This is a genomic window from Oceaniferula spumae (assembly GCF_042849255.1).
Lineage (GTDB): Bacteria > Verrucomicrobiota > Verrucomicrobiia > Verrucomicrobiales > Akkermansiaceae > Oceaniferula > Oceaniferula spumae.
This window is the reverse complement of record NZ_AP026866.1, coordinates 2,444,747-2,456,673: the sequence shown is the minus strand read 5'-3', so window position 1 is coordinate 2,456,673 and position 11,927 is coordinate 2,444,747. Positions and strand designations below refer to the sequence as shown.

At 56.2% G+C, this 11,927-nt stretch carries 12 protein-coding genes; 5 read left to right on the top strand and 7 right to left on the bottom strand.

What is annotated here, in order from left to right; translation table 11 throughout:
• Window positions 1-4 precede the first annotated feature (4 nt).
• The 6 genes from ACSPJT_RS10170 to ACSPJT_RS10145 all read right to left on the bottom strand — a co-directional run bounded on the left by ACSPJT_RS10170 (window position 5) and on the right by ACSPJT_RS10145 (window position 5,399).
• A complete protein-coding gene (locus tag ACSPJT_RS10170; RefSeq protein ID WP_435892436.1) occupies window positions 5-766 on the bottom strand; it encodes an SDR family oxidoreductase in 762 nt (253 codons plus the stop codon).
• Between the two features lie 49 nt (window positions 767-815).
• Entirely contained in the window at window positions 816-2,105 is a 1,290-nt protein-coding gene (locus ACSPJT_RS10165; RefSeq protein ID WP_435892435.1) for a TRAP transporter large permease, read from the bottom strand.
• Between the two features lie 59 nt (window positions 2,106-2,164).
• Window positions 2,165-2,632, bottom strand: coding sequence for a TRAP transporter small permease (locus tag ACSPJT_RS10160; protein ID WP_435892434.1), 468 nt, complete (start codon window positions 2,630-2,632; stop codon window positions 2,165-2,167).
• A gap of 39 nt (window positions 2,633-2,671) precedes the next feature.
• Window positions 2,672-3,706 carry a TRAP transporter substrate-binding protein gene (locus tag ACSPJT_RS10155; protein WP_435892433.1) on the bottom strand — a complete coding sequence of 345 codons (1,035 nt, stop codon included), beginning with the start codon at window positions 3,704-3,706 and terminating at the stop codon, window positions 2,672-2,674.
• Between the two features lie 82 nt (window positions 3,707-3,788).
• Window positions 3,789-4,619, bottom strand: a complete 831-nt coding sequence (kduI, locus tag ACSPJT_RS10150) for a 5-dehydro-4-deoxy-D-glucuronate isomerase (protein ID WP_435892432.1) — start codon at window positions 4,617-4,619, stop codon at window positions 3,789-3,791.
• 21 nt (window positions 4,620-4,640) lie between these two features.
• The gene (locus ACSPJT_RS10145) at window positions 4,641-5,399 is read right to left on the bottom strand and encodes an IclR family transcriptional regulator (RefSeq protein WP_435892431.1); all 759 of its coding nucleotides are present in this window, start codon (window positions 5,397-5,399) and stop codon (window positions 4,641-4,643) included.
• A 166-nt stretch (window positions 5,400-5,565) separates the two neighbouring features.
• On the opposite strand from ACSPJT_RS10145, the gene eda reads away from it, so the two are divergent.
• From eda to ACSPJT_RS10130, 3 genes are all read left to right on the top strand, one after another.
• Complete coding sequence (gene eda, locus ACSPJT_RS10140) at window positions 5,566-6,222, top strand: bifunctional 4-hydroxy-2-oxoglutarate aldolase/2-dehydro-3-deoxy-phosphogluconate aldolase (protein ID WP_435892430.1); 657 nt, start codon at window positions 5,566-5,568, stop codon at window positions 6,220-6,222.
• Between the two features lie 214 nt (window positions 6,223-6,436).
• Window positions 6,437-7,882: a sialate O-acetylesterase gene (locus ACSPJT_RS10135; RefSeq protein WP_435892429.1), complete on the top strand. Its 1,446-nt coding sequence runs from the start codon at window positions 6,437-6,439 to the stop codon at window positions 7,880-7,882.
• A complete protein-coding gene (locus ACSPJT_RS10130; protein ID WP_435892428.1) occupies window positions 7,879-8,061 on the top strand; it encodes a PEP-CTERM sorting domain-containing protein in 183 nt (60 codons plus the stop codon). Before ACSPJT_RS10135 ends, ACSPJT_RS10130 begins: the two co-directional genes overlap by 4 nt.
• Before the next feature lie 246 nt (window positions 8,062-8,307).
• Here ACSPJT_RS10130 and ACSPJT_RS10125 read toward each other — a convergent pair whose 3' ends face one another.
• Window positions 8,308-9,033 (bottom strand): PEP-CTERM sorting domain-containing protein, encoded by a 726-nt coding sequence (locus tag ACSPJT_RS10125; RefSeq protein WP_435892427.1) that lies wholly within the window; start codon window positions 9,031-9,033, stop codon window positions 8,308-8,310.
• A 510-nt stretch (window positions 9,034-9,543) separates the two neighbouring features.
• Between ACSPJT_RS10125 and ACSPJT_RS10120 the strand changes: the two genes are divergently transcribed.
• Window positions 9,544-10,242: a PEP-CTERM sorting domain-containing protein gene (locus tag ACSPJT_RS10120; RefSeq protein WP_435892426.1), complete on the top strand. Its 699-nt coding sequence runs from the start codon at window positions 9,544-9,546 to the stop codon at window positions 10,240-10,242.
• Window positions 10,243-10,420: 178 nt separating this feature from the next.
• Window positions 10,421-11,911 carry a sulfatase family protein gene (locus tag ACSPJT_RS10115; RefSeq protein ID WP_435892425.1) on the top strand — a complete coding sequence of 497 codons (1,491 nt, stop codon included), beginning with the start codon at window positions 10,421-10,423 and terminating at the stop codon, window positions 11,909-11,911.
• The last annotated feature ends 16 nt before the right edge of the window (window positions 11,912-11,927 follow it).

The following is an 11,927-nucleotide window of genomic DNA, read 5'->3' as shown; positions in this document are numbered from 1 at the left end:
ATTTCTATCGTCCCATCCAGCCTCCATCGACCACGAGGACTTCGCCGTTGACGTAGTTGGATGCGTTGGAGGCGAGGAAAACGGTGGGGCCTTTGAAGTCGGATGGCTCGCCCCAGCGTCCGGCGGGGATGCGGCTGAGGATTTGTTCGGAGCGAACTGGATCGTCTTGCAAGGCTTGGGTGTTATCGGTGGCGATGTAGCCTGGGGCGATGGCGTTGACGTTGATGCCTTTGCCGGCCCACTCATTGGAAAGCGCCTTGGTCAGCTGGCCGATGGCGCCCTTGGATGCGGCGTAGCCTGGCACGGTGATGCCGCCTTGGAAGGTGAGCAGGGAGGCGGTGAAGATGATTTTTCCACTGCCGCGCTCGATCATGTCTGCGCCAATTTCTCGTGAGAGAATGAACTGGGAGTTCAAGTTCACATCGATGACTTGATCCCAGTAGGCATCGCTGTGTTCGGCGGCAGGAGCGCGCATGATGGTGCCGGCGTTGTTGACCAAGATGTCGGGCGTACCGTGGTTTTCCTTCAGTTCTTTGATGAACTGATAGAGTGACTCGCGATCTGAGAAATCCGCTTGGTAACCGGTGAACTTTCGGCCGGTGGCTTGCACGGCTTTTTCAATCTTGCTGCCGGATTTTTCCAAACTGGCAGAGACGCCGATGATGTCGGCTCCGGCTTCGGCCAGGCCTTCAGCCATGGCAAATCCGATGCCGCGTTTGCAGCCGGTGACGAGGGCGGTTTTTCCTGTTAGGTTGAAATGGTTCATTGGAAGTTGGGATTGGGGAATGGGTTGAATGCGGCTCTGGGGAGCCGGGTTATTTGATGGAATTGGGAAGCCACAGCGAAAGCGATGGCCAGAAGGTGATGACCATGAGCACGAGGATCATGGCGATGTAAAAGGGGATCATCTCACGTGAAACACCGGCGATGCGCGTCTTGCCCACGGAGCAACCGACAAACAAGCAGGTGCCCACAGGCGGCGTGCACAGGCCGATCGAGAGGTTGGCAATCATCAGGATGCCGAAGTGGATGGGGTCCATGCCGAGACCGATGGCGACTGGTAAAAAGATCGGTGTGAAAATTAAAATAGCCGGCGTGATATCCATGAAAGTGCCCACGATGAGCAGCACTACGTTGATGATCAGCAGGATCAGGATTGGGTTCTCAGACAGCGCCAGCATGGTGGCACTGACCATCTGCGGCACGCGCTCGGCCGTGAGCAGCTGGCTCATGGCGGAGCTGGTGGCGATCAGCAGCATCACCACTCCGGTGGTGCGAGCGGAGCGGGCGACGAGGGCACCGAGATCCTTGAGTGGGATTTCGCGGTAAAAAATAACAGCTAACAGAAACGACCACACCACCGCGATGGCGGATGCCTCGGTGGCGGTGAACCATCCTTTGAAAATACCGCCAATGACGATGACCACCAGCATCAGGCTGGGTAACGCGCTGAGCAGGGAGGGCCAGAATTTGGGGAACGTGGCATCCGGCGCCGCACCGTAGCCGCGCTTGATGGAGACCATGATGCAGACCGCCATGAGCGCCAGTCCTAACAGAAGTCCTGGGAAGACACCGGCTAGGAAGAGATCGGATACCGAGATGTTCGCAGCCACCACGGCAAAGACGATCATCACATTACTCGGCGGAATAAGCAGGCCGGTGATGGAGCCGGAGGTGGTGACAGCGACGTTGAAGTCCTTGTCGTAACCCTTCTTGTTCATCTCCGGAATCAAGGTGTTTCCGATGGAGGAAACGGCGGCCGCGGCGGAGCCGGAAATCGATCCGAACAACATGCAGCTCAGGGTGTTCACCATGGAGAGGCCACCGGGCAGTCGTCCCACGATGACCGAGGCGAAGTTGATCAGTCGACGCGCCAGACCTCCGGCACCCATGAGGTCGCCAGCGAGGATGAAGAAGGGGATAGCCAGCAGGGCGAACTCATCCACGGCATTGGCCATGTCGCTGGAAATGGCTTCGGCGACACCGTGGTTTCCAAGTGCCAGAGCTGCCAGAGCGGTGGCGATGCCGACGACAAAGGCCACGGGCACCTCCAGCAGCAGCAAGCTGATGAAAGCAACAATGAGAATGGCAAGGCCGAGGGTCATGGGATAGGGATTGGGAAACGGGGATTAGGAAATCGGGGGGGCGGCGCTGGGGCGCCCAGTTAGGATTTGGATGTTTCCACGGGGATGAGGAGGTGGAGGATGGAGGTGAGGGTGATGAGGATGCCGGAGACTGGCACGGCGAAATAGAACCAGGCTTTGCGAATGCCGAGCGCAGGCAGCACCTGGGCGGAGTCCCAGCGGGCTTGAAATAGCTGGAAGCCACCGATGACCATGACCAGCAGGGCAAACATGGCGATCAGCAGATGGCCAAGCTTCTGGGTGAGCGCCCGGGCTGAGGGATCTGCCTTGTTGATGAGGATGTCCACGCCTAGGTGGGAATGTTCCAGATAGGCCAACGCACCACCGAACATCACGGTCCAGACTAACAGAAACTCAGCCAGCTCTGTGGTCCATGCGATGGCCAAGCCGAAGCGGGCGGAGAGAATGCCTAACAGCACCACCAGCAACAGCACCACCAGACAGCTGGCGGAGATGCACTTGAGTGATTTGGTAAGCAGGGAGAGCATGGATGGGAAGTGGGAAATTACGGCTCTGGGGAGCCGGAGCTATTGGGCGGACTCGATTTGTTCAGCGTAGGTTTTTACTTCGCCTGTTAGGAAATCTTTGCGCGATGGACCGGCGGCTTTTTGGAAGGCAGAGATGTCGGCCTCGCGGATGGTGACGCCATTTTTTTTCATCTCTTCCACGGCAGCGTCTGATTGCGCCTGCCAGAGTTTCCGCTGGAAATGGGATGACTCCCGAGCCGCGGTGAGCACCCACTCGCGCTCTTGATCGGTGAGGGTTTTCCACAGCGCGCTGCTGATGTTGAGCACGTCGGGGATGCGGGAGTGGTGATCGAAGATGAAGTTTTTGCAGACCTCGTAATGGCGCTGGGCGACGAAGGTGGGTGGGTTGTTTTCCGCACCGTTGATGTTGCCACGCTGAAGGGCGGAATAGATTTCCCCGCCGGGCATGGGCACTGGATTAGCGCCGAGCGTGCTGGTCATGGCGATGGCGATAGGGTCTTTCATCACGCGGATGTTCAGGCCTTTGAGGTCGGCTGGATCCTTGATCTCGCCAACACTGTAGAAGTTCCGGCTGCCGGCGTCATAGTAACACAGACCACGGATGCCGGAGGGGTGCTCGCCGTCGCGGGTTTCGAGTTCCTCCAGCAGATGGGTGCCGATTTTCCCATCTAACACACTCCAGTAATGATCGCGATCACGGAACAGGTAGGGCAGGCTGAAGACCTTCATGCGTGGCACGAAGTTAGCAATGGGAGCCGCGCTGGTTTTGGCGATATCGAGCGAGCCTGCTTGCAGTTTTTCCAAGTATTCCGTCTCGTCGCCCAGCTGACCGTTGGGAAAGACATCGCATTTCATCCTGCCACCTGACAGCGCCTCCAGTCGTCGTGCGAAGTGCTCAATGCCTTGGTGCACCGGGTGGGAGTTCGGTAGGTTGTGCGCCACCTTGATGACGCGCTCCTGACTAACACCAGATCCCCCCTCACCGCTAAGCTGCTTCCGGCCGAGGTAGGCAAAGAGCGCGCTGGCGGCGAGTGCTCCGATGAGGACTCCTACGAGGATGTTGGCTTTTTTCATGAGGTGTTTTTGAACCGCGAATGGGCGCGAATTTTTCGGGGGACGATTATTCCTTGGGTTGCCGACAAGTTGCAAACTTGTCCTACTTTAGCGTGGAAAGAGGGAAGCCGTCCATGTCATCGAAGGCTTGGTTCTCGCCGCCCATGCCCCAGATGAAGGAGTATTTGCCGGTGCCGGCGCCGCAGTGGATCGACCATGATGGTGAGAGGGCGACGTCTTTTTCTGACATCCAGAGCACGCGTGTCTCGTCCGGGTGACCCATGAAGTGGGCGATGCGGTGGTCGGTATCGACATCGAAGTAAATGTAAACCTCGGAGCGGCGATCATGGGTGTGCGGCGGCATGGTGTTCCAGATGCTGCCGGTGATTAGTTCGGTGAAGCCCATGACCAGCTGGCAGGACTGGATGCCGGCTGGGTGGATGTATTGATAGAGATGGCGCTCGTTGGCTTCTTCTTTGGAACCGAGTTCGAGTTTGTTGGCATCCTCGATTTTGGCGTGCGTGGTGGGATAGTCCGTGTGCGCTGGGTAGCTGAGTAAATAGAACTGGGCCGGGTCTCCGGCGGCGGCGCTGGCGAAGATGATTTTTTTGCTGCCACGACCAATGTAAAGGCACTCGCGGGAGGCGAGATCATAGCCAGTGCCATCCACGGTGACGCTGCCAGCGGATCCGATATTGATGACACCGAGTTCGCGGCGTTCGCAGAAATAGTCGGCACGCAGGGCATCAGCGGCGGCGAGGACGAGGGGCTCTACGGTAGGCACGGCGGAACCGACGATGGCGCGGTCGAGGTCTGTGTAGGTCATCTGGAGTTGGCCTTCTGTGAACAGGTCTTGGAGCAAAAAGCGTTCGCGCAGGCCGGTGGTGTCGAGTGATTTGTAGCTGATGTCATCAGCCGTTCTGTGGCTATTCATGATTTGATGTAGGTGATTATGTTAGGGCTTGTGACCGAGTTGAGCGGAGAGTTTGTTCGCGGCGGAGATGACTGTTTTGGCCATGTCAGGGATGAGGGATTTGGGAAATCTTGAGCGGGCCGCTGTGATGCCGATGGCTCCGGCGACCTGTCCTATGGCATTGAACACCGGAGCACCAAGGCAACGAACATGATCGTGATATTCCACATTATCAACCGCGTAACCGAGGCGACGGACCTCCTCGAGTTCTGGAAGCAGCGATTCCTTGCTGGTGTGGGTGAACTCGGTGCGTTTGTTGAATTTGATCCGATTGAGTAAATCCTCACGTGCCTCATTGGAGGCATAGGCGAGCATGCATTTTCCGGAGGCGGAACAGTGCATATCGGCGAGTGTTCCAGGTCGACTGGCGACTCGCAGTGCGTGTGGGCTGTCGCAGACTTCGATCAACAACGAATTCGATCCAGAAAGGATGGCGAAGTGTGATGACTCGCCGGTTTCGTCAGTGAGACCGCGTAAGATCGGCACGCAAAGTTGGCGCTCGGGAATCTGCGACACGACTTGCAGACCGAGGTTGATCAAGCGGTGTCCCATCACGTAGTTTTTGCCAACGCCGCGCACCATGCCCTCCTCCTCAAGGGTTTTCAATACTCTGAAAACGGAGGTGCGAGGAAGCTCTAACTCTTTGGCAATCTCGCTCGCACTCATCGCCTTACGGGTGGACGTCAAGAGCTGGAAAATGGCGCAGGTGTTAGAGATGCTGGGGATGCGGTAGTTGTTCATATACGAACACGGGGTTTAAACTGTGGATAAAGGTGTGGATCGGTAGCTGTTTCGGGTCAATACGCGAATCAGCCACGCCACTCATTTTATCCATATATGAAACAATGAGTTTCCATATGGATGATTTGGGTTGGTGAGTCGGGTGATGTGATTTATAACATGAATCATGTCTAAGTCAGAGGTTGAGCAGGCTCACGCGGTCATTGTGGAACAGATGAAAAGCCATCGATTGGTTCCGGTGATTGTGCTGGATCGCGAAGATGATGCAGCGCCATTAGCGGATGCCTTGATCGCGGGAGGGTTACCGGTAGCGGAAGTGACCATGCGCACCTCGGCTGCACTGGCATCGATGCGCGAAATTTCCAAATACCCAGAAGTGCTGTTAGGTGCAGGCACCGTGCTTACGGCTGATCAGGTGGATATGGCGGTGGAGGCTGGAGCTGGCTACATCATCTGCCCGGGAATGCATCGCAGCGTGATCGAGCGTTGCCTGGAACTGGGTGTGATGGTTATCCCCGGAGCGATTACTCCCTCCGACATTGCGCTAGCGATGGACTACGGTCTGAGCCATGTGAAATTTTTCCCAGCCGAGGCGTTCGGTGGGGCCAAGACGCTCAAAGCGATGGCCGCGCCCTACCAAGACATGAAATTTGTCCCCACCGGCGGCATCCACGCCGGAAACGTTTCAGACTATCTCGCAATCTCGAGCGTGACCGCATGCGGTGGATCCTGGATGGTTGACCGCTCGCTGGTTAATGCTGGAAAGTTCGATGAAATCCAAACCTTGGTGAGTGAGGCCGTGCAGCTGGTAAAGTTAGGCTGAAAAATCGCTCCTAACTTTTCATGACCCTCTGAATGTTCAATCCACAGAGGTCACACCAGATCATCAGATTGGGATACGCCTCCGTGCGCTAAAGATTGTGCATCAACTGGATAGGCGTTGTCTCCGCGGCAGCCCTCTATTACCTTGCATCACTCCCCCGTTGTGAAAAATCCGCAGAGGATACGCGTATACAGCCCCCATGATTCCAGCCCCCATGAAAAAAAACATCCTCTCCCTGCTCGCACTCGCGCCTCTAGCGGTCACCGCCGATGTCTCTTTGTCGCATATTTTCACCAGCAACATGGTGATCCAGCGAGACCAGCCGATCACTATCTGGGGCACCGCCGAGGCTGGGGAAAAAGTCGCCGTCACACTCACTGGTGAGACGGAGCCGGACACTGCCAGCGCCACTGCAGACGACGTGGGGGCATGGGCTGTCACCCTGCCAAAGCGCGGCCCAGGCAAACCACTCCAACTGGTGGTGCAGGGGAACAACAAAATCGAGCTGAAAAACATCCTCATGGGCGATGTCTGGCTCTGCTCCGGGCAATCTAACATGGTCTGGGGCATGCGCGTGAGCGAGAATGCCAAGCAGGCGATCAAAGAGGGCGTTCACCCGGATCTCAGGTTGTTTGCGGTTAATCGTAGGCTCGCCAAGGAGCCGGAAGATGACATCCGTGGTTCCAAGTGGTGGCCCTGCGTGCCCAGAACCCTGGAAAAGACCAGCGGCAAGCTCGGCTATTCCGCCGTCGCCTATTACTTCGGCCGCCGACTGAAGCAAGAACTCGGCGATGTGCCGGTGGGCCTCATTGTTTCCGCCTACGGGGGCTCGCGGATCGAGACGTGGACCACCGAGGATAGCTGGAAATCCGTGCCCGAGCTAGCGGAGGAATATGAAAAGCTGCGCAGCGCGAACAAGGTGGAGCCGGCCGCGCACCTCAAGAACAATCCGCAGACCCGTAGTCGCTACCCGATCTGCTACAACAGCATGATCCACGGGCTGTCACGCCTTAAGATCAAGGGCACCATCTGGTATCAAGGAGAGGCGAACATGTCCGAGGGCGCGCTCTACTTCCACCGCCAGCGTGCGCTGGTGAACGGCTGGCGCGAGATCTGGGGGAAGGACATGCCGTTCTATTTCGTCCAGCTTGCACCGTATCGCTATCCCAAAGACAAGAACACAGCCCTCCCGCACATGTGGCTGGCACAGCAGAAGGCCGCCGATGAAATTCCTAACAGCGAGATGGCGGTCACCATCGATGTGGGCAATGCCAAGAACGTTCATCCGGGGCAGAAAAGGCAAGTGGGAGAGCGCCTGGCTGGACTCGCGCTCAAGCACACCTACGGCAAGGATGTGGAAGCCGATGGCCCGGTTTACAAAGACCACAAGATCGCCGATGGAAAAATCACCATCAGCTTCGACCACGCCGGCAAAGGCCTGGCGACCAGAGATGGCCAGGCACCGCGCGAGTTTGAAGTCGCAGGCGAAGACGGTGTCTTTCATCCGGCCACAGCCGTCATCGCGTCACCTAACAAGTTGATCCTATCGAGTCCTCAGGTAGCCGCCCCGGTCAAGGCAAGGCATGCGTGGAAAAACACGCCGGACGCAAACCTGATGGCTGGCTCCGGCCTGCCGGTGCCCTGTTTCGAGACCCAATGAGTGGTGCCTCCGCAGGCAATGCCTTGGAAATCGTTTATAACGCCTCCTCCGGTATTACCGGCGTCAGCGCGATTGACAACGGCAATGGCACTGTGACCATTACCGCCATCCCTGAGCCTTCTTCCACCGCTCTTCTTGGTCTGGGAGTTTTGGCATTCTTCCTCCGCCGCGGCCGTTAGGCAGAGCCTGTCACCTAACAGATTTACGCATCCAATCAAAAGCGCGCCCATAGCTGGGTTCGCTTTTTTATTGAGGGCATCACCAAGGCCTCACAAACTAGGGATTTTTGAACCGCGCATGGAGGCGAAAAAACGTAAATGAGGGTCAGCGCATCCGACCACCTCCAAGATGTGTGGACGTAAAAAAGGCGACCGGATGAGGGTCGCCTTTGATGAGTGAGAGATGGGAAGCTAGTTGCAGCTATCTTATTTGCGGCGGCGCAGGATCATCGCGAGACCTCCCAGACCGAGCAGCGCCGTGGAGGATGGCTCGGGCACGAAGAAGGCCTCTGAAGCTCCAAAAATATGGGTGTCACGCTGTAGGTTGTCACCAGTCCAGTTCAGCGTGGTTCCTGAGCCAAATGAAATATACCAGTTATGGTTCGTGTTTGCTTGACCGCCTGGTGACGGATCGATGAAACCTGTCGCAGGGTTGTAGTTTGCGGTTTGGCCACCCCCTGTGTCCGCGATCTCGGTGCCGCCCGTGTTGAGCACTGCGTCCCCCCAGTCTGGAAACGAGCCATTTACCGGGCCCACTGCATAGGTTATGTTGGCTACCGATGACCCGGGATCTGCTGTCATTGAGAACTCCATGTTGAGCACATCCACCCCATTAAGTGCTCCGCCTCGGAAATCCAGAACCAGTCCCCCGCCATTTAGGTTGCCGCTGCCGACACCGACGGATGCTCCGGCGTTTGGTTCCCAATTTAGGGTGTCGCCTCCAGTTCCAGTATAGGTGATGGTTACAGACCACCCGCCAGAGGCGCCAGTGTTGGACTCGGACCAAGTTCCTGAATAAGTGGTGCCGTTGCCAGCGCCGTCACTGACGTCGACGATGCTTCCATTCACTGGGTTCAATCCACTGAATGTTATGGCTGGAAATGCCTGGGTGCTCATCAATGAGCAAAGTCCCAGAGTGTAGATTAGTTTCATGTGTGTAAGGTGAATAATTTTCATAGCATGATAGTTAAGAGTAGTTTCACGATGGACGTCAACGACATTGTTCCGAAACATCACAGTTTCCGAGAATAGAGACAATTTGGTGGGTATGCGATACCGCACTGCTTGGCTTGCCTATGCATGCCGAATTTGCAGCTGCTCTGCCACGGTGAAAAAATCGGTTTCACTGTCGCTGCCTGGGTTGTTGAAAGCATAGCCATCATTCCGAGTATTTAATATGTTGAGGGATGCAAGGTCGTAGGTGCCACCGAGATCGAATGTGATAATCGCGGTCGAGGCATTGTTGTTAGAAAGCCACTTGGTGTCGCTGAGAATGGCAAGATTTGCTACATGTCAATGACGATGGTGCGAAGACATTCGACTTAAATTGCATAACATAGCCAACTTCGAGATGTCGGCCTGAAATCTAGCACCGCGCGATTACACAGGGATCATTGAGTCCCCATAACTACAGGCCCAATAAAAACCCAAATCCACAACCCCATGAAAAACCAAATATTCAATAGCCTAGCTGCTGCTACGCTTTTACTAAGCGCCACTTGTGTTGCATCCGCTGCGACGATTAATCTCGACGTAATCTCTCCTGGTCCCGGAAATCCCGGATGGAACGTGCTTACCAGCGATAACGGAAATATTGCCCAATCTTTCTCGACCAGCGGAAATAATCGGATCATCACCTACGACCTCACAAACGTTGATCTCACTTCCGTGGGAGGCACAGCGAACGAAACGATTCAGTTGACGGTGTCCTTAACAGGTACCACAGGTGTTGCTGCAAACCCCTATTTGCCTAATTACGGTGGTGACGGAGCAGTTGGTAGAGATGGTGGCGGATTGATCTACGGCAGCACGAACGACACCTTGACTGCAACCGTCGCTCTGGTCAGTTCCACCTTCAGCGGTGTGACTGTCGATGGCTTTGACGAAGTGAGCTTCGGAGGGTTTATCGCTAGTCAGAATGAGAGTGCCAACATTATCCACGAAGGTGGAACGACCCTTGCGAGTTCCCCGTCCGGGAACACCTACACTCTTCCCCCCAGTAGCTTCATGACCATCGATGCGATTTCCGGGGCTTTCAACTTGGTGGCCTACGAAATCCAGCTGACTGCTGTGCCAGAGCCTTCCTCCACCGCCCTTCTCGGGCTGGGTGGTCTGGCGCTGATCATGCGCCGCCGCCGCTAAGTGGGATCTATCGGCTGACAGATATAACTCTTAAATTCAAGCGCGCCCAATGCCGGCGCGCTTTTTTGTCCTAATTATCTCAGGAGTTCACGCTCGCATCACAGGCGATTCCGATGCCGATGCATGGCCACGGGTGGCGACTGGAAGATGCCTTTTCTTACAACGTATAAACAGCACAATGATTCGACTCACCGCACTCCTTTTCGCAGTTCTCCTCGGAATCGGGCAGATAATGGCCGATCAACGAAAGCCGAATATTGTCGTTATCCTAACAGACGACCTTGGATACGGTGATGTGTCGTTTCTGAACGCTGCATCAAAGATCAAGACACCGCACATGGATGCACTTGCCGGTGAGGGTGTTTACTTGACCGATGCGCATTCGCCGAGCGCGATCTGCTCGCCCACGCGTTACTCCATGCTCACCGGTCGCTACGCATGGCGCAACCCAATCCTCAAAAAGGGCGTCTTGATGCCTTGGGAAGAGCCGGCGATCGGTGCGGATGAGGTGACCATTTCGGCGATACTGAAGAAGTCGGGGTACGACACCGCGTGCATCGGAAAATGGCATTTGGGTTTTCACTGGCCGTGGGCTCCCGGTTTCTCGCCGAAGGCGGCTCGCAAGGGCGGCAACAGTATTGCCAAGAACCGGATGTTTGATTGGAGCAAGTCCATCACCGGCGGGCCGCTTGCCGTGGGGTTCGATTATTACTTCGGCGATGACGTGCCGAATTTTCCTCCCTATGCCTTTATCGAAAACGGTCGGCTGACGTGCGATCCGGTGGATATCCGTGCCAACAACTTAAAACCGATCTCTTTCCGCGGCCACATTCACGGCGACGGGCCGGGAGAGAAGGATTGGCAGCTGGAGAAGGTGATGCCGACGATCACGGAGAGGGCGGTGAAGTATATCAACGAGGCGGGCGCGAAGGAGAAGCCGTTTTTCCTCTGGTTCGCGACGACGTCCCCCCACACGCCGGTGGTGCCGACCAAGGAGTTCCAGGGGAAAAGCGATGCCGGCTACTACGGAGACTTTGTTGTGCAGACGGATCACTCAGTCGGGAAAATTGTTCAGGCGCTGAAGAAGAACGGTCTGTTCGAAAATACTCTATTGATCGTGACCAGCGACAATGGCCCGTCGGAAATAGTGCAGGGTATCATTCAGAAGCACGGTCATCTTCCTGCCGGGGAACTTAGGGGTATGAAGTGGGACTCCTGGGAGGGAGGTCACCGTGTGCCGTTCATCGCCTCTTGGCCGGAGGGCGGAGTCAAGGGTGGCAAGCGTGTCGACGAGCCGATCCTGCTGACCGATCTCTACGCGACCATGGGTGCCGTGGCAGGAGCGAAGATTGCTGATCTGAAGGACAGCATGAACGTCATGAACACCTTGTTAGGCAAGGGGGCGGTGCGGACCGAGCTGGTTTATCACAGCGGCGGCGGGCATCTCGGCCTGCGGCAGAACGAATGGGTCTTGCTGCAAGGCAGCGGTGGGAAAAAGGAACCCGCGTGGAAACGGAAACGTTTCGAAATTCAGTCACCGGATGCACCGGTCCAGCTTTTCAATCTATCCGAGGACGTGACGCAGAAGGTCAACGTCGCCTCCAAGCACCCCGAGATTGTGCAGCGCCTGTCGGCGCGCTTGAAGGTGATTAAGCAGTCAGGTCGGTAAATTTGTTAGATTTCTG